The sequence below is a fragment of the Salinicola halimionae genome, assembly GCF_003206065.1.
GTDB classification, from domain to species: Bacteria; Pseudomonadota; Gammaproteobacteria; order Pseudomonadales; family Halomonadaceae; genus Salinicola; species Salinicola halimionae.
In genome coordinates this window covers 788755-806385 of the sequence record NZ_PZJQ01000002.1, presented here as the reverse complement: position 1 = coordinate 806385, position 17631 = coordinate 788755, and the positions used below count along the sequence as shown (strand labels likewise).

Annotated in this window: 13 protein-coding genes; 8 read left to right on the top strand and 5 right to left on the bottom strand. The window is 62.2% G+C overall.

Features of this window, described 5'->3' with window-relative positions; genetic code table 11:
* Positions 1-31 precede the first annotated feature (31 nt).
* Genes DOM27_RS04265 through DOM27_RS04255 form a run of 3 tightly spaced genes read left to right on the top strand, consistent with a single transcriptional unit; the run spans position 32 to position 3342 of the window.
* Positions 32-2167: an FUSC family protein gene (locus DOM27_RS04265; protein WP_110654773.1), complete on the top strand. Its 2136-nt coding sequence runs from the start codon at positions 32-34 to the stop codon at positions 2165-2167.
* Entirely contained in the window at positions 2157-2372 is a 216-nt protein-coding gene (locus tag DOM27_RS04260) for a DUF1656 domain-containing protein (protein ID WP_110654772.1), read from the top strand. The genes DOM27_RS04265 and DOM27_RS04260 overlap by 11 nt, the downstream gene beginning before the upstream one ends.
* Positions 2373-2397: 25 nt before the next feature.
* Positions 2398-3342, top strand: coding sequence for an efflux RND transporter periplasmic adaptor subunit (locus tag DOM27_RS04255; protein ID WP_110654771.1), 945 nt, complete (start codon positions 2398-2400; stop codon positions 3340-3342).
* A 12-nt stretch (positions 3343-3354) separates the two neighbouring features.
* Here DOM27_RS04255 and DOM27_RS04250 read toward each other — a convergent pair whose 3' ends face one another.
* Together DOM27_RS04250 and DOM27_RS04245 are read right to left on the bottom strand one after the other, a co-directional pair.
* Complete coding sequence (locus DOM27_RS04250) at positions 3355-4761, bottom strand: YfcC family protein (protein ID WP_110654770.1); 1407 nt, start codon at positions 4759-4761, stop codon at positions 3355-3357.
* Positions 4762-4939: 178 nt separating this feature from the next.
* Complete coding sequence (locus DOM27_RS04245; RefSeq protein ID WP_223162275.1) at positions 4940-6085, bottom strand: M42 family metallopeptidase; 1146 nt, start codon at positions 6083-6085, stop codon at positions 4940-4942.
* Between the two features lie 339 nt (positions 6086-6424).
* Here DOM27_RS04245 and DOM27_RS04240 point away from each other — a divergent pair, with 339 nt between their 5' ends.
* The 3 genes from DOM27_RS04240 to DOM27_RS04230 all read left to right on the top strand — a co-directional run bounded on the left by DOM27_RS04240 (position 6425) and on the right by DOM27_RS04230 (position 11266).
* Entirely contained in the window at positions 6425-6988 is a 564-nt protein-coding gene (locus tag DOM27_RS04240; protein WP_223162274.1) for a TetR/AcrR family transcriptional regulator, read from the top strand.
* Positions 6989-7067: 79 nt separating this feature from the next.
* Positions 7068-8192, top strand: coding sequence for an efflux RND transporter periplasmic adaptor subunit (locus DOM27_RS04235; RefSeq protein WP_110654943.1), 1125 nt, complete (start codon positions 7068-7070; stop codon positions 8190-8192).
* Positions 8189-11266 (top strand): efflux RND transporter permease subunit, encoded by a 3078-nt coding sequence (locus DOM27_RS04230; protein ID WP_110654768.1) that lies wholly within the window; start codon positions 8189-8191, stop codon positions 11264-11266. The genes DOM27_RS04235 and DOM27_RS04230 overlap by 4 nt, the downstream gene beginning before the upstream one ends.
* 92 nt (positions 11267-11358) lie before the next feature.
* On the opposite strand, the gene DOM27_RS04225 is transcribed toward DOM27_RS04230, so the two are convergent.
* Both DOM27_RS04225 and DOM27_RS04220 read right to left on the bottom strand, forming a co-directional pair.
* A complete protein-coding gene (locus tag DOM27_RS04225) occupies positions 11359-12738 on the bottom strand; it encodes a Na+/H+ antiporter family protein (RefSeq protein WP_110654942.1) in 1380 nt (459 codons plus the stop codon).
* Between the two features lie 224 nt (positions 12739-12962).
* The gene (locus DOM27_RS04220) at positions 12963-14612 is read right to left on the bottom strand and encodes an OpgD/OpgG family glucan biosynthesis protein (RefSeq protein ID WP_110654767.1); all 1650 of its coding nucleotides are present in this window, start codon (positions 14610-14612) and stop codon (positions 12963-12965) included.
* A gap of 217 nt (positions 14613-14829) precedes the next feature.
* Here DOM27_RS04220 and DOM27_RS04215 point away from each other — a divergent pair, with 217 nt between their 5' ends.
* Complete coding sequence (locus tag DOM27_RS04215; protein WP_223162273.1) at positions 14830-16098, top strand: alpha-hydroxy acid oxidase; 1269 nt, start codon at positions 14830-14832, stop codon at positions 16096-16098.
* 36 nt (positions 16099-16134) lie between these two features.
* On the opposite strand, the gene gloA is transcribed toward DOM27_RS04215, so the two are convergent.
* On the bottom strand, positions 16135-16698 hold the full coding sequence (gloA, locus tag DOM27_RS04210; protein WP_110654766.1) for a lactoylglutathione lyase: 564 nt from the start codon (positions 16696-16698) through the stop codon (positions 16135-16137).
* 242 nt (positions 16699-16940) lie between these two features.
* On the opposite strand from gloA, the gene DOM27_RS04205 reads away from it, so the two are divergent.
* Positions 16941-17489, top strand: a complete 549-nt coding sequence (locus tag DOM27_RS04205; RefSeq protein ID WP_245392578.1) for a C40 family peptidase — start codon at positions 16941-16943, stop codon at positions 17487-17489.
* Positions 17490-17631 lie beyond the last annotated feature (142 nt).

Sequence of the window (17631 nt, the reverse complement as noted above, 5' to 3'; positions counted from 1 at the left end):
GGATGCCTGCATTCACGGGTTTTGGTCATTTATGCCCCGAATCCCCGTCGATCACTGGTTATTAGCGTTGAGAACGGTGCTGGCTGTCTGGCTGGCGCTCTATCTCTCCATGCGTCTCGATCTCTATCAGCCCGCCTGGGCGATTCTGGCGGTGATGATCGTGACACTGCAGCCGGTGATGTTCACCGGGGGGACGCCGCCGATCGGCATCATCATCGGCCGCAGCGTGGCGCGGTTGTTCGGCACGCTGATCGGCGCCATCGCCGGTCTGGTGCTGATTGCGCTGTTCGGCCAGCAACCGATGCTCTATCTGCTGTTCGCCGGTGGTTGGCTGGCGTTCTGCATGTACTGGGTCATGCTCGAGCAGGACGAGTATCTGGGCTACGTGATGATGCTCAGCGGCTATACCGCGACGCTGGTATCGCTGACGGCGATCGGTACCGGCGTCGACAACATCTGGTCGGTGGCGCAAGGACGGTTCAGCGAGACGGCGCTAGGCATCGGCTGCGGCCTGCTCGCCCACGTGGTCATCGCGCCGCGCTTCGGCAGCCGAGCGCTGCCAGATGCGCTCTCCGGTTTTCTGTCGCGGGCTGCCGCCGAGACGTTGACGACGCTCGCCGAGCGGCGTGACCAGGCGAGCCGCGACGCCCCGTTGAAAGCACTATTCCAGCGATACCAGGATTTCGAGAAGCTGCGCGGACTCGCCCGCCTGGAGACCCGCCGCCTCAGTCATTTCATTCCCGCGCTGGATCGATTCGCCAGTGACGGGCTGGCGCTGATTACCGCCGTGCGTGAACTGGAAACAGCGCTGGACTATTTAAGGGAATGCGACGGCCCACGCGAATGCGACCGCGGCGAGCACTGGCTAGCCGAACTGAGACAGCAGGCGCTGCCGCTGCTCCGGGCCATAGAGTCCGAACCGGACGGAAGACCGACCGAACGTCTATTGCTGGCCGATTTCGACTGGGAAGACAAAGCCGTCGACCCGCGCACCCGCGCCAGGGCGGAGCTGGTGCGCCAGCGCCTGGGCGAAGTGCTGGGGCTTCTGCAGCACGGCCGCCGGCTCCGCAACGCGCTCGACGACCCGACCTCGTCGAAGGTCGAGACATTGCCCCGCGAGCGTCGCTCCCGGACTACTCACAACGAACACTTCGTGGCGCGCTTCAACGCCTTTCGCGTATTCATCGCCTTCGAGCTGCTGGGCCAGATCTGGATCCATGGCGGCTGGCATTCCGGTTATCTGGCGATGATGCTGCTCGGCGTCTTCACCATGCTGTTTGCCAAGGCACCGAACCCGGCCGCCGTGGTCTATCAATTCCTGTGGGGATCGATCGCCGCGGTCATTCTGGGTGGCATCCTGCTGTTTCTGGTGCTGCCGACCATCAACGGCTTTCCGCTGCTGGCCATCGCGATCGGCATCCCGGTCGCCATCGGCACCTTGATGACGCCCCATCCGCGCTGGTCGCTGATCGGATTGGCTGGCGCCATCACCATGATGACCCTGCTCAATCTGCATTCGACCTATACCTTTTCACCGTCGAGCTACATCAATGGCGGGCTGGCGTCGATCATCGGCACCATCGCCGCCATGATCACCTATTCGCTGTTCCGCCAGCGCTCTCCCGGTGAACGTATCGAGACGCTGATGGCGGCTTACTGGCGTGGGCTGAGCCGGCTGCTGCGGGAGAAGTCATTGCCCAACCGCGCCCGTCTGGAAAGCCGACTCTATGATCGCCTGGGTCGGCTGGTGGCACTCGGCGGCAGCGATAGCGTCGTGCGTGAAGCCATCGACCTGCACGCGCTGGCGCTCTGCGTCTGGCGGATCCGGCGCCTGCGCGACGCGCTCGGCCCCCACCGTGCCGAGATCGAAGCCTGGCTCGACGACATCGGCAGGCGTGTGGCCGCCCGTCGCCGTCACGATCCCGCCGTCTGGCATGCCCTCGCCGACGAAGCCATTGGCTGGGTCGAGCGGCTCTATCACGAAGCCCATCTGCCGATCGCCAGCATCGGCGAAATCGCCATGCTGAGCCATCTGATGCGCGCGGCCCCGGGCGTCGCGCTCGAAGCCCGCGCCGATGAAGTTTCCGATGGAGCTGGTGATACCGCCGCTAACACGGCCACGAAAGCGACCACCGAAACGACGGGAGAGACCCGACATGCTGACTGAATGGTCGTTCCTGGGGTTTCTGTTACCGCCTCTGGCCGTGCCCGTCTTTCTGGCGCTGGGGCTCTACCTGATTCTCCGGCGCGTGTTCGTCCGCCTGGGGCTCTATCACTGGTTCTGGCAGCCGGTGCTGCTGGATATCGCCATTTACGCTTTGCTGTTGTGGTCGGTGCTCGCCCTGACGGGCGCCTTGCCGATCGCGGGGTAAGGAATCGAGTGAAGGAATCGAGTGCATGATCGGGTCTATCGGACTTCGTAAAACCGTTCGCCTGGTGCTGACCGTGATCGTGGTCATTGCCGCGATCGCCGCCGTCGCCCAGATATGGAATCACTACATGCACGATCCGTGGACCCGTGACGGCCGCGTTCGTGCCGATGTGGTCAATCTGGGTACCGATGTCGCCGGGCTCGTCGACAGTCTCGAGGTGCACGACAACCAGTTGGTGAAAAAAGGCGCCGTGCTGTTCACCATCGACCAGCAGCGCTACCAGTTGGCGCTGGATGAGGCCCAGGCCAATCTCAATCAGCTGGCGCAGCAGCGTGACGAAGCCAAGGCGGCCAACAGCCGCCGCCAGCGTCTGAAGAATTACGTCTCGCAAGAGGACAAGGACAACGCCCGCTTCGCGCTGACCACGGCTCAGGCCGCCGTCGAACAGGCCAAGGTCGAAGTGGAACAGGCGAAGCTGGATCTGGCGCGCGCCACCGTCCGCGCGCCGGTCGACGGTTACGTCACCAACCTGCTGCTGCGCCCCGGCCAATACGTGACGGTGGGTACGGACGCCATGACGCTGGTCGATGCCGAGAGTTTCTATGTCCTGGGTTATTTCGAGGAGACCAAGCTCGACAGCATCGATGTCGGCGCACCCGTTCGCGTGCAGCTGCTCTCCAGCGACGAGGCCATATGGGGGCATGTCGACAGCTTCGCTCGCGGTATCAGCGACGGCAGCCTCAGCAGCCAGGCCAACGGTCTGGCCGCGGTCAACGCCTCGTTCGACTGGGTCCGACTTTCCCAGCGCATCCCGGTACGCATCGCGTTGGATGACATCCCCGCGGGCACCAAGCTCTCCGCCGGCCTCACCGCCACGGTCTATCTCGACAGCGACCGCCAGGACCGCGAGACATCGTCCAACTGGTGGAAGTCGATCCGGCAATGGTGGGAAGGGCTGATCAGTATCTGACGCCCACCGGAATCAGGCCGGCCCCCAATCGATCGCGACGGCGACCGCCAATATCACCCAGCTCAGTAGAAATGCCTGTAACAGCATCGGAAAGAAGAAGCGTACCCAGACGTCGTAAGGCACACGCGCCATCGCCAGCATGGCAAGCGTGCCGCCGGAGGTGGGCACGATCAGGTTGGTCAGGCCATCGCCGACCTGAAAGGCCAGGATCGCGGTCTGCCGGGTCATCCCGATCAGATCCGAGAGTGGAATCATGATCGGCATCGTCGCCATCGCCTGGCCGCTGCCGGAGGGAATGAAGAAGTTGATGACCGAGTGAACCAGCGTCATCGCAAGCGTCGAGACCAGCACCGGCATGTGACCCAGCGGTTCGGCCAACGAGTGAACGATGGTGTCGCCGATCTGCCCCTGTTCGAGCAACACCTGCAGCCCCCTCGCCAGACCCACCAGCAGTGCGCCGGTCGTCACCGATGCCGCGCCCTCGAAGAAGTAGGCATTGATCTTTGAAGCCGGTAGCCGCGCCATCAGCCCCGCCACGATGGCGATCGCCAGGAAAGTGGCCGAGATCTCGTCGATGTACCAGCCGTAGCTGAACACGCCGTAGAGCATGATCGCGAGCCCGATCACGAACGTGCCCAGCACCCGATAGTCACGGCCGTTCAGGCGATAGTCGGCGAGCGGCTTACGCAGCGAGCTGCCTTCGTCCTCGGCATCGCGCAGCAGCGTGGCATTGGCATCGCGTTTCAGCCGCTTCATGTAACGGCTGGTGTGGTGCGCCAGCAGGCAGAGCGCACCGACGCACAGCACGCTACGCAGCCCGGCCCCGGAAAACAGCGGCAGTTCAGCAATCTGGTCCGACACGCCGACGGTATAGACGTTGATCGGAGACGTCGCGAAGCCGATGCCCACGCCGCCCAGCGCAATACTGGTGCCGACCAGACGATCGCCGCCCATCGCCCGACCCAGCAACACTGCGATAGGGATCAGCGCGATGTTGTTCTCATAGCCGACTGCCACACCAAGTGCCCCGAAGACGAAGGTCATCAGCCAGATCAGCGGCACCGGATGCTCCGATCCCAGGCGTTTGACCAGGGTGCCGACCATGTTCTCCAGCGCGCCGGTCGCCTCGAGTACCCGGAACAATCCGCCGCCGATCAGCACCACGATGACGATGCTCGCCGCCTGGACCATGCCCAGCGGCACGACGTGGAAAATCTCGAGGAAGGACTGTGCCGGCGCATCTATCAAATGGAAAGTCCCGGGGATGACGGCACTACGGCCATTGACCTCGTGGCGATCGAAGGTACCGGCGGGAATGATCAACGTCATGACCCAGACGACGATCAGTAGACAGAAGATCAGAATGGCCGGGTGCGGTACCCGTTCATACCAGCGAAGATTGCCGGTCGATTTTGACATGAGAACCCCCAGAAGATGTTGTTCTTGATGTGGTGTTCTTGGTGTTTCGATGTTCCTGACGGAGCGGTGCTCGTGATGTGACGGTATCTACAGGTCTCATGTGCCGCAAGTGATTGCATGAGTCCCAAGGAGAGAGCCCGAGCCAATCCCAACCTGGCCCGGGCGTTCGGCCGATAACTCAGTCGAAGTAGCTGAAGGTCTCGCCGGGCTTGATATCGAGCAGGGTGTGGTAGATCAGCTCGATCACGTTTTCGACGTCCTGCTTGTGAACCATCTCGACGGTGGTGTGCATGTAACGCAGCGGCAGCGAGATCAGCGCCGAGGCGACGCCGGAATTGCTGTAGGCGAAGGCATCGGTATCGGTGCCGGTCGCTCGTGAGCGCGGCAAGCGCTGGAACGGGATCTTCTGCTCGGTCGCGACCTTGATCAGGCGTTCGCGCAGCTTGTTCTGGATCGCCGGGGCATAGCAGATCACCGGGCCGTCGCCGATCTTGTTGGCGCCCTCGCGCTTGGGTTCGATCATCGGCGTCGAGGTGTCGTGGCTCACATCGGTGACGATGGCGACGTTGGGATCGAGCCGCTCGGCGATCATCTCTGCCCCGCGCAGGCCGACCTCTTCCTGTACCGCGTTGACGATATAAAGACCGAAATCGAGCTTTTTCTTGCGCGCCTTCAGCAGCCGCGCCACTTCCGCGATCATGAAGCCGCCGATGCGATTGTCGATGGCACGACAGACCAGCTTGTCACCGTTGAGGACGAAGAATTCGTCGGGATAGGTGATCACGCAGCCGACGTGCACGCCTAGCGCTTCGACTTCATCCTTGGTGCTGCAGCCAACATCGATGAAGATATTGTCGAGCTCCGGCGGTTGTTCCTTCGGGCCCTGACGGCGGGTATGAATCGCCGGCCAGCCGAACACGCCCTGGACGATGCCGTTGTCGGTATGGATATTGACGCGTTTGGACGGCGCAATCTGATGATCGCTGCCGCCGTTGCGGACGACGTAGATCAGGCCGTTGTCGGTGATGTAGTTGACGTACCAGGAGATCTCGTCGGCATGGCCTTCGATCACGACCTTGTACTCGGCGTCAGGATTGATCACGCCGACGGCAGTGCCGTAGGTATCGGTGATGAACTCATCCACGTAGGGCCGCAGGTACTCCATCCACAGTTTCTGCCCTTCCCACTCGTAGCCAGTGGGCGAGGCGTTGTTGAGATAGCGCTCCAGAAACGTCATCGCTTCTGCATTGAGCGGCGTGGCGCCACGCTTCGTCGTCTTGGTGGTCTTAGCGGTCTTGGGGCTCTTGTCGGTGCTTTTACTCATCCATCTTCCCTAACGAGTCATGAAGGTGACTCTAGCTTAGCAGCCTATGAAGCTTGGATGCTCGCATCGGCGCGGCTGGCTGTCGCCGTGAATCTCGGATAGCGAGTTGAGCGCCAATGACGGATGACGACGATCATTGTGCCGCCATGAGGCGAATGATGCCGGCAGGCTGTATCCTTCCCGCACAAAACCACCGACTCTTCAGGTGACCATTAAAATAAATAGTCACCCGCCTGAATGTGTTACACAGAAAATCCATGTCTTCCTGCTATCGGAAACGTACAGCCGATGTCCCACTCTTTTCTCCCAGATCCCACCCGCGGCCCTGCCGAGCATGATATGCGCGACCAGATCGTGGCCGCGGCCCAGACACATTTCCGCCACCACGGCTACGACAAGACGACCGTCTCGGAGCTCGCCAAGGCAATCGGCATTTCCAAGGCCTACATCTACAAATTTTTCGCGTCCAAACAGGCAATCGGCGAGGTGATCTGCAGCGACTGCCTGGAGGAGATCGATCGTGAGATAAGCGCCGCCGTGGCGTCGACCGACCACCCTCCAGAGCAGATACGACGTCTGTTCCAGGCGCTGGTAACCTCGAGCGTTAGGCTGTTTTCCGAAGCGCGCAACCTCTACGAGATCGCCGTCGCCGCGGCCTCCGACAACTGGCCACCAGTGGTGCTCTACGAGAAGCGCGTCAGGGCACTGATCGAAGACATCGTCGTCGCGGGGCGCCAGCGTGGCGACTTCGAGCGCAAGACGCCGCTGGACGAGGTCTGTGCATCGATCTATCTGATCATTCGCCCCTACATGCATCCCGTCATCCTCAAGCAGAACCTCGATCAGGTCGGCTCTGCCCCCGGCCTGCTCTCGAGTCATATCCTGCGCAGCCTCGCCCCGTGATCGATGGCAGATGATCGATTGCGATAGTGACCATTTACAAATATAGTCACGACTTCATCATTCGGATTTGGTCAATATCATGATGGGTCTGCGACTGGCGCTCTGGCGCCCCAGGGCGGTGACGACGGCGGCGCTTTTGCTATTAACACTCGCCGGCTGCGAACAGCAGCAGAGCGCGGACCCGCGAACCGAACCACCGCTGGTGCGCGTGGCAACGGTCACGCCGGCCGAGCCAGGCTCGCGAGTCTTCACCGGTATCATCTCGGCGAAGATCGAGAGCGATATCGGTTTTCGGGTCGATGGCAAGATCCTTTCAAGGCTCGTCGACACCGGTGAGCGGGTCGAGCGCGGAGAGCCGTTGGCGCGACTAGATCCCGTCGATCTGACCCTGAGCGCGGAGTCGGCTGCCCAGGCGGTTTCCGCCGCTCGGGCCCGTGCCAAGCAGACAGCGGATGACGAGCGTCGCTATCGCTCGCTGCGCGAACGCGGCGTCATCGCCGTGTCACGCTATGACGAGGCAAAGGCGGCCGCCGACGCGGCGCATGCCAATCTCGAGGCGGCCATCGCGGAAGCCGAGGTGGCGCGTAACGCGACCCAGTATTCGACACTCGAGGCCGACACCGCCGGTGTGGTCATGGAAACGTTCGCCGAGCCCGGTCAGGTCGTCGCGGCCGGGCAGGCCGTGATTCGGCTGGCCCACGCCGGTCCGCGCGAGGCGCTTGTCACGCTACCGGAGACGCTACGACCTGCACTCGGATCAATGGCGCAGGCGAGTCTCTACGGCGAGAACGCCTATCACCCGGCGTCGTTGCGTCAGTTGTCGGAAGCATCGGATTCACTCACGCGGACCTTCGAGGCACGCTACGTGCTGGGCGCTGAATTCGCCAATGCGCCACTCGGAGCGACGGTCAGCGTTCGGCTGCCGATCGGTAACGCAGACGAGAGTGGCGCTCTGGAAATTCCCCTCACCGCGCTCTACGACAAGGGCGCGGGCCCCGGCGTCTGGGTCATTGATGGGGATCCCGCGACGGTACGTTGGCAGCCGGTGAAGGTTCTCGCCATGAGTGATGAACGAGCCCGCGTGAGCGGAGCGCTTGAGTCCGGCGCCCACATCGTGGCGATGGGGGCGCATCTGCTACGCGAAGGAGATGCCGTACGCTCTACCGAGACGCGCCCTGACGCTGTACAGGGATCGCCACAATGAGTCGCTCCCGCTTCAACCTCTCAGCGCTTGCCGTGCGGGAGAAGTCCGTCACGCTGTTTCTCATCGTGTTGATCACGCTGGCCGGCGTGTTCTCGTTTCTTGATATGGGACGGGAGGAAGATCCGGCCTTCACGGTCAAGGTCATGACGGTCATCAGCGCCTGGCCCGGGGCAACGGCCAAGGAGATGCAGGATCAGGTCGCCGATAAAATCGAAAAGCGCATGCAGGAGCTGCGCTGGTACGACAACACCGAGACCTACACACGCCCGGGCCTTGCCTTCACCAAGGTAACGCTGATGGACAGCACGCCACCTTCGCAGGTCCAGGAGCAGTTCTATCAGGCACGCAAGAAGATTCATGACGAGACCCGCAATCTGCCTGCCGGCGTCATTGGCCCAATGGTCAATGATGAATACTCGGATGTGACGTTTGCACTCTACGCGCTCAAGTCCCGCGACGAGCCACAACGACTGCTGGTACGCGATGCCGAGAAGCTGCGTCAGCAAATGCTTCAGGTGCCCGGCGTGAAGAAGATCAACATCATCGGTGAGCAACCCGAGCGCATTTTCGTCGAGTTTTCCCACGAGCGCCTGGCGACACTAGGGATCGACAGCGCACAGATTTTTGAAGCGCTCAATGGCCAGAACGCCCTGACACCAGCAGGGTCAGTGGAGACCGACGGCCCACAGATCGACGTTCGTATCGACGGCAGATTCGACTCGCTGGATACAATCCGCAATACACCCATCGTCGCTCAGGGGCGTACGCTCAAGCTTTCCGATATCGCGACCGTCAAGCGCGGCCATGAAGATCCGGCAACCTTTCTGGTACGCCATGACGGCGAGCAGGCGCTGCTGCTGGGCGTGATCATGCGCGAAGGATGGAACGGGCTGGATCTCGGCAAGGCGCTGGAAAAGGAGGTTGGCGCGATCAATGATGCGCTGCCGCTGGGCGTCAGCCTGAGCAAGGTCTCCGATCAGGCGGTGATCATCGATGCCGCCGTCGGCGAGTTCATGATGAAGTTCTTCGCGGCCCTGCTGGTGGTGATGCTGGTGAGCTTCGTCAGCATGGGATGGCGTGCCGGTATTGTCGTCGCGGCCGCCGTGCCGCTAACGCTCGCGTTGGTGTTCGTCGTCATGGAGGCAACCGGCAAGAACTTTGATCGCATCACACTGGGTTCATTGATTCTGGCGCTGGGGCTTCTGGTCGATGACGCCATCATCGCCATCGAGATGATGGTGGTGAAAATGGAAGCGGGCTACAAGCGTGCCGCCGCCGCAGCGTACGCATGGAGTCATACCGCGGCGCCGATGCTGTCGGGAACGCTGGTCACCGCGATTGGCTTCATGCCCAACGGTTTCGCCCAATCTGCCGCGGGCGAGTACACCAGCAACATGTTCTGGATCGTCGGTATCGCCTTGATCGCGTCCTGGATCGTGGCGGTGGTGTTCACGCCCTATCTCGGCGTCAAGCTCTTGCCGGAGATCGAAACGCACGACAACGGCCAGGCATCGACCTACGACACGCCACGCTACCATCTTTTTCGCCGCGCGCTGGCCTGGGTCATCTTGCGAAAATGGTGGGTTGGCGGTGCGGTGGTGATGTCGTTCGTCGTCGCCGTCATGGGTATGGGCCTGGTCAAGAAGCAGTTTTTCCCGATATCCGACCGTCCCGAAGTCCTGGTCGAGGTCCAGATGCCCTATGGCACCTCGATCGATCGAACCAGCGACGCCACGGCCAAGGTCGAGGCGTGGCTGGGAGAGCAAGCAGAGGCCAGAATCGTCACCGCCTATATCGGTCAAGGCGCACCTCGTTTCTACTTCGCCATGGGTCAGGAGTTGCCGGATCCTTCCTATGCCAAACTGGTCGTACTGACGTCAGATGAGCAAGCCCGCGATAACTTGCAGCAGCGGCTGCGGCGCGCCATCGCCGATGGGCTCGCGCCCGAGGCCAGAGTCCGGGTGACGCATCTGGTTTTTGGCCCCTACTCGCCGTTCCCCGTCGCCTATCGCGTCTCCGGGCCCGATCCCGCCACCCTTCGCGGACTTGCCCGCAAGGTCGAAGACATCATGGTCGCGAGCCCCATGACACGCACGGTCAATACCGACTGGGGCGAGCGCGTACCGACGCTGCATATCGAGCTGCAGCAGGACCGGCTGCGTGCCATGGGGCTTTCGTCGCGCTCGGCCTCACAGCAGCTGCAGTTTCTGCTCAGCGGCGTCTCGATGACCGAGGTGCGTGAAGACATTCGTACCGTACAAGTCGTCGGTCGCGCCGCGGGCGACGTACGCCTCGACCCGGCGAAGGTAGCCGATCTCACCTTGATGGGTGAGCAAGGTCAGCGGATACCGCTGTCCCAGGTGGGTGACATCGAGGTTCGCATGGAGGAACCGATCCTGCGTCGTCGCGATCGTACGCCGACCATTACGGTAGGCAGCGACGTCGCCCCGGGGCTTCAACCGCCGGACGTCTCGACGGCCATCACCCACCAGCTTCAGCCGCTCATCGACGCGCTGCCGCCCGGCTATCGGATCGAGGAGGGTGGCTCGATCGAGGAGTCGGGCAAGGCCACCCAGGCAATGCTACCGCTGTTCCCCATCATGGTGGCGCTGACGTTGCTAGTCATCATCCTGCAGGTGCGCTCGATCTCGGCGATGATCATGGTCTTTCTGACCAGCCCGCTGGGGTTGATCGGTGTCGTGCCGACGCTTTTGCTATTCAACCAGCCGTTTGGCATCAACGCGCTGGTCGGGCTGATCGCGCTCTCCGGCATCCTGATGCGCAATACGTTGATTCTCATCGGCCAAATCAGTCAGAACCGCGAGGAGGGGCTGGTGCCGTTCGATGCCGTCATCGAGGCGACGGTCCAGCGCTCTCGCCCGGTATTGCTGACGGCGCTGGCCGCGGTGCTAGCGTTCATTCCGCTCACACACTCGGTGTTCTGGGGCACGCTCGCCTACACGCTGATCGGCGGGACGATCGCTGGAACAGCCCTGACGCTGCTGTTTCTGCCGGCGATGTATGCAATCTGGTACCGCATAAAGCCGCAGGCGCCCACGAACGAGACGTCCTGAAGCCGGGCGACGCAGCGGTTAACGCCGTGGTCGGTCATATCGAGGCGTCGCTCCACGCGAGACAAGGACACGCGTGAGTTGCGGTCAAAAACTCAGAGCGACATCGCCGCGATCCAGCCGAACACCAGCAGCGGCACGTTGTAGTGCAGGAACGTCGGCACCACGCTATCCCAGATGTGATCGTGCTGACCGTCGGCATTGAGCCCGGCGGTGGGTCCCAGGGTGGAATCCGAGGCCGGCGAGCCGGCATCGCCCAGCGCCGCCGCCGTTCCGACCAGAGCGGTGGTCGCCAGCGGCGAAAAACCGAAGCTCAGCGCCAGCGGTACGTAGAGCGAGGCAATGATGGGAATGGTCGAGAATGACGAGCCGATGCCCATGGTGATGAACAGGCCCACGATCAGCATGATCAATGCCGCCAACCCTTTGTGATCGCCGATCATCGCGGCGGAACTCGTCACCAGGCTGTCGACGGAGCCGGTCGCCTGCATCACGCCGGCGAAGCCGGCCGCGGCGATCATGATGAAGCCGACCTGCGCCATCATCCGCATGCCTTCGGTAAATACGTCATCCTGTTCGCGCCAGCGAAATACACCGCTGACGGACAGCAGTGCGAACCCGAACAGCCCACCCAGTACCATCGACTCCGTCAGCAGTTGAACGACGACGGTACCGGCGAGGGCGAGCGCCAGCACGATCTTCTGCCAGCCATGAAGGCGTTTGCCCGTCACGCCGGTAGTCGTACCGCCGTTACCTTCGCGTTGGACTTCCTGCTGTGGCTGCCCCACCAGCGCGCGGTCTTCGTAGGTGCGCTGGCGGCGATAGCTGAAGAACACCGCCACGATCAGCCCCAGCGCCATACCGCCGATCGGTATCGCCATCGCCAATGGCACCTGCGCGGCCTCGATATGAAGGCCCAGATCCGCGCCGCTGGCGTTGAGATTGCCGAGCAGGATGTCGTTGAGAAAGATCGCCCCGAAGCCGACCGGCAACAGCATGTAGGGCGCAGTGATGCCGAAGGTGATGACGCAGGCAACGGCCCGCCGGTCGAGCTTGAGGCGATTCATCAAGGCCAGCAGCGGCGGCACCAGAATCGGAATGAAGGCGATATGGACCGGGATCAGATTCTGCGAGCTGATCGCGGCCAACAGCAGACAACCCAGTAACCCCAACGTCACCTTGCGCCGACGCGCGCCGACACCCTCGAGATGGAATCGCCGAACGGCGCGGTAAGCGAGTCCCTGGGTAATCCCCGAGCGCGACAGCGCCACCGCGAAAGCGCCCAACACCGCATAGGAGATAGCGACCGTCGCCCCATTTCCCAGGCCTCCATTGAAAGCCTCGACAATACCGTCGAGCGGCATCCCCGCATACAGCCCGCCTACCAGCGCGGCCACGATCAGCGCAAACACCACCGAAACCCGCGCCAGACTCAACGTGACCATCACCAGGATGGCCAGCACCACAGCATTCATGCATCGCCTCTTTTCGAACCGTGAACGGCATCTGCCGGCGCGCAACCGCCAGACGAAGCCGCCGATGATATCGACCCAGCCAGCGAACGCCAGAAAAATCAGGACATGACGAGAGATCCGCTCGCGTCGATGCCCTTTCGCAGCGGACACCAACGCAAAGGGGGCGGCAAAGGGGGCGGCCAACTGGCCGCCCCCTGGCGTTCATCTTTCCATCGACGTTTCTGTCAGCTGGCGGGATGCGCCGGATACTGGCGCTCTTCCGGCGGGGTCGGGAAGTATTGGTAGAGCCAGGTTTCGCTCACCGTCTTGTTGTCCGCCTGCAGATTCAGACGCATGTTGATCGGATCGGTGGCATCGCTGGTCGGATACCAGTCGAACTGGATGCGGAAGCCCTGTATCTCCTCGACCCATAGAATCTCGAGCTGCTTGACGTCGCCTTCTGGCACGTCGAGCTGGGTCTTGATATCGATGTCGTTATCGTAGAGGTGCTTGAGCTCACCGCCGATGAAATCGACCGCGATGCGCTTGGCCCAGACTTCGGGATAGTGCTCGCCCGGTGCCCAGCCCTCGGGGAAACCGCCGATACCGGTGAAGGTCTTGCGTACGCGTGCCAGATCGGGCTTCACCGGCGGCTGCGCACTCCAATGGAGTTTGTAGCCGTAGCTCAACGTCTGGCCCGGCTCGATGGCCTGTTCCGGCTTCCAGAATGCCACCACGTTGTCCATGGTCTCGCCGGTGGTGGGGATCTCGAGCATCTGGATTTCGCCCTTGCCCCACTGCCCCTTGGGTTCGACCCACAGACTCGGACGCTTGTGATAGTTGCCGACGATGTCTTCGTAATGGCTGAAGTCGTGGTCCGTCTGCAACAGGCCGAAGCCCTTGGGATTGTTGTCCGCAAAGGTATTGAACTGGACCCGTGGCGGGTTGTTGAGCGGCCGGCAGACCCATTCGCCATTGCCTAGCCACATCGACAAACGGTCGGAGTCGTGGATCTGCGGGTGGAAGGTCAGACACATGTCGCGCTGCTGGGTGCCGCAGCTGAACATGCTGGTCATCGGCGTGACCCCCAACTGGGAGATCGATTCACGCGGGTAGAGGTGCTTGTCGATATCCATCACCACGCGATCGTCTTCGCAATGAATGACGAATCGATAGGCCCCGGCAAGGCTCGGTGAATCGAGCAGCGCATAGGCGGTAAACGTGGTGCTGCCCTTTTCCGGCGTCTCGAACCAGAACCGCGTGAAGGCAGGGAACTCCTCGGGCTTGCCATCGCTGTAGGTGTTCACCGTCACGCCGCGCGCAGAGAGTCCATATTGATAGGTGTCGTCGACCGCGCGGAAATAGCTGGCGCCAAGGAACGATACGATGTCGCGCTTGGTCAGCGAAGGCTCCTTGAACACGCGGAACCCGGCAAAGCCGAGATCGCCCTGTCCCTCGAGCTGTGAGACGTCGACATCGGCCTTGGAATATTCGAATAGATCCGGACGGAAGTGAATCTCTCGCGCCTGCTGGCTACCCGGCTCGATGGAGTACATGCGAACCGGCTGATTGAAAGCCATGCCGACATGGAAAAACTGGACATCGAGCGGGCCATTCATCTCGTTCCACAGCGAGTGGTCGGGATCGTAGCCAATGTCGTTGTACTGCTGCGGCGTCAGATTGGCGAGCGTCGGCGGTAACTGCTCGACGTTGCTCTGATACGCCTTGGCTGCCAGCTCCTTGGCGAACTGCTGTAGCCAATCGAAGCTGAATGCCTCGGACTGCCCATCGGCGATATCGCTGGAGGCCCGTGCGGCCGCGAACAGCGGCGCCGAGGGGAGGCCATACCAGGCAGCCAACGCGATGGAGCTCTTCAGCAGAGTTCTACGATCCATTAACACGCATCCTTTAGTGAATTGCCGTCGATGTCGCAGCATACCCGATCAGCGCGGATCGGGCTGCCCCGGAAAGAATCCTCTATCAGACGCCGTCACGCTGGCGGGGTTCCGTTTCCCCCAGCACAAACGCTACCTCACCCTTGGTGGCATCGTCGACGAATGAGTGGCGTGCTAACGTCAGTCACATCGTCATCCGTCGACATCGAGAGGCCACGTGAAAAGACGCTACTCCTCCCACCATTGCTGGCGCCGCGCGCAGAGTATCGATGAACTCGCCTGGATGGCTCGCCATCGACTGCCCGCCTTCGCCTGGGAATATGTCCACGGCGGTTCCGAAGACGAGATCACCCTCGGCGATAACCGTCGCGCCTTCGCCGCCTGGGGTTGGCAGCCGCGCACACTGGTCGACGTCGATGTTCGCCATAGTCGGACTCAACTGCTCGAACGCCCTGCCGAGCTACCGATGGCGATCGCTCCCACCGGCTACAACGGCATGCTGTGGCGCGATGGGGATATCGCGCTGGCCCGCGCCGCCGCCAGCCGAGGCATCCCGTTCACGCTGAGCACCGTATCCTGCACCAGTCTCGAGACGCTGGTCGCGGCCGTGCCGAACGTGCGGCTCTGGTTTCAGCTATATGTGCTGGACGACGAAGCGGTTCGCAACGATATGCTCGAACGTGCCAGCCAGGCCGGCGTCGAAACGCTAATGGTCACTACCGATACGGTGGTGCTGGGAAGACGCGAATGGGACTCGCGCAGCTACGTGAACCCGCGCCGACTCACCTTGGCGCATATGCTCGATGCCGGTCTGCACCCGCAATGGGCTTACCGCGCGCTCTGGCCCCAGGGATTACCGACGCTGGGCAACCTGGTGAAATACCTGCCCAAGGAACAGCAGAGCGCGGGCAGCGCTGCCGGCTACATCAACCAGCGCATGACACGGCGGCTGACCTGGGAAGTGCTGGCCGATATCCGCAAGCGCTGGCCCGGCAAGCTGCTGATCAAGGGCATCCTCAACGCCGAAGACGCGCTCGCGGCCAAACGCATCGGTGCCGATGGCGTGGTCGTGACCAATCACGGCGGACGCCAGCTCGACGGTGCGCCAGCGACGCTGGACGCGCTGCCCGAGGTCGTCGAGGCGGTCGGCGACTCGATGCACGTGCTGCTGGATAGCGGCATCCGTCGCGGTGGCGATATCGCCAAGGCCGTGGCGCTGGGCGCCGAGGGCGTGCTGTGTGGCCGTGCCACGCTCTACGGTCTCGCGCTGGGCGGCGAGGCCGGCGCGGCACACGCCATCGACCTGCTGCGCGATCAGCTGCACAACCTGATGGCGCAGCTCGGTCGACCATCGCTCGAGCAGATCGACGCAAGCTGTCTCCGTCGCTCCCCGTATTCTCCGGCACCGAACGAGTCGTCCCGGCGCCCGAGCGAGGCGCTGTCCTTCAAAGGAGCTGGCGGAGAAATCCCCGGCGACATGCCCTAGACGGCAAGTCGCGTCGCGATAGAAGCCGGCGCCCGATCACTCGGCTGGCGCTTCCCCCAGCGCTTTCGACAGCGACGGCTGCACCACCTCGATCCAGTAGCCATCGGGGTCCTTGATGAAGATCACATTCTTCATCTTGCCCTGATCGGCGCGCTTCTTGAATTCGACCTCGTTGAGATCGAACCACTGCTCCGCCGCCGAGAGGTCCGGCACCGAGAAGCAGATATGTCCGAAACCCTGCGGTTCGGCATTGCCGTCGTGGTAGCTGAGTTCGGGGTCGTCCTCGCTGCCCCAGTTGTGGGTCAGCTCCAGCACGCCTTTTTGCGAGAAGGTGTAGGCGGTGCGCTCACCGTCGTCTTCGGGAATGGCACTCTCGTCATCGACGCGCGCCAGAAAGTAGAGCGTGAATCGCATCTCGGGAAAGTCGAGCTTGCGCAGCAGACGCATGCCGAAAACACGGGTATAGAAAGCGAGCGAAACCTCGGGGTCCTTGGCTCGCAACATGGTGTGGTTGAGCACGAAACCCTGGCTGTCGGCCGTGGCGGGTTGAACGCCGGCCACCTGATTTTCAACAATCGAAACATCTTCGCCAATGGCCATTATGGGCCTCCTTACGTTGTCGCGGGAAACGATCGGATCATTCACGGAAGACAAGATGAGGGCGACGACCGACCCTCACAACCGAACCCGAGGATTGCTCCCACTCGCCACCGACGTCCGACCGACGACATCGGTACGCTCGGGTATCTGCCAGTTTGCGCCATTCCGGTAACTCGCTTGCCTTTGCAGGCTCACGGGGCTGCTCTAAACTCGGTGAAAATCGATAGTCAGGACTCAGCCACATGCAGAGCGGCACTCCATCGCCAGCGCCCACCTGGCATTCGACACGCGGTCGCGAACCCAAGGCGGCTCACCGTTACCTCGGGTACCTGATGTTGCTTGCGGTACTGTTTCTTGCCGGCTGCAGCTCGCAGAAAACGATCGTCACTCGAGACGATGGCCCGGCCATCGATGGCAACAATCTCTCGATCGATCGCATTCTGGTGATGTCGGCGGCCAAGGATGCTCTCGGCACGCCCTATCAATGGGGCGGCACCAGCCCCTCCGGCTACGATTGCTCGGGGCTGGTTCAGATGGCCTACGGCAAGATCGGCATCTCGCTGCCACGAACCTCCAACGACCAGTTCCACGCACTCGACGAGATCGATGTCGCTCGCCCCGGGGATCTGCTGTTCTTTGGCGCCGGCAGCCACGCCACCCATGTCGGTATCTACATGGGCGACCGTCAGATGATTCATGCGCCCGGTAGCGGCCGCACCGTCAGCGTCTCATCGCTGGATATCCGCTATTGGCGCAAACACTATCTGGGCGCGGCCGCTCCCGCGAACTGAGCCGAGCACGGCGGCTTTTGAAGGGTTGGTCGCATGTGGACGAGTTGCTGCGTGTGAATGGAAAAACCGCGCCACCCTTGAGATATCCAGCCTTGGCTACCACGTTACGGGGACGTCACACATACATCTCACGAGCGCAGGC

Bases quoted from the DNA above. Each gene is read 5' to 3' on its own strand.
- DOM27_RS04240 (WP_223162274.1), top strand. From the start codon at position 6,425: ATGCGCGACCAGATCGTGGCCGCGGCCCAGACACATTTCCGCCACCAC.
- DOM27_RS04265 (WP_110654773.1), top strand. From the start codon at position 32: ATGCCCCGAATCCCCGTCGATCACTGGTTATTAGCGTTGAGAACGGTG.
- DOM27_RS04205 (WP_245392578.1), top strand. From the start codon at position 16,941: ATGCAGAGCGGCACTCCATCGCCAGCGCCCACCTGGCATTCGACACGC.
- DOM27_RS04235 (WP_110654943.1), top strand. From the start codon at position 7,068: ATGATGGGTCTGCGACTGGCGCTCTGGCGCCCCAGGGCGGTGACGACG.
- DOM27_RS04245 (WP_223162275.1), bottom strand. From the start codon at position 6,085: ATGAGTAAAAGCACCGACAAGAGCCCCAAGACCGCTAAGACCACCAAG.
- DOM27_RS04255 (WP_110654771.1), top strand. From the start codon at position 2,398: ATGATCGGGTCTATCGGACTTCGTAAAACCGTTCGCCTGGTGCTGACC.
- DOM27_RS04250 (WP_110654770.1), bottom strand. From the start codon at position 4,761: ATGTCAAAATCGACCGGCAATCTTCGCTGGTATGAACGGGTACCGCAC.
- DOM27_RS04260 (WP_110654772.1), top strand. From the start codon at position 2,157: ATGCTGACTGAATGGTCGTTCCTGGGGTTTCTGTTACCGCCTCTGGCC.
- DOM27_RS04230 (WP_110654768.1), top strand. From the start codon at position 8,189: ATGAGTCGCTCCCGCTTCAACCTCTCAGCGCTTGCCGTGCGGGAGAAG.
- DOM27_RS04220 (WP_110654767.1), bottom strand. From the start codon at position 14,612: ATGGATCGTAGAACTCTGCTGAAGAGCTCCATCGCGTTGGCTGCCTGG.
- gloA (WP_110654766.1), bottom strand. From the start codon at position 16,698: ATGGCCATTGGCGAAGATGTTTCGATTGTTGAAAATCAGGTGGCCGGC.
- DOM27_RS04225 (WP_110654942.1), bottom strand. From the start codon at position 12,738: ATGAATGCTGTGGTGCTGGCCATCCTGGTGATGGTCACGTTGAGTCTG.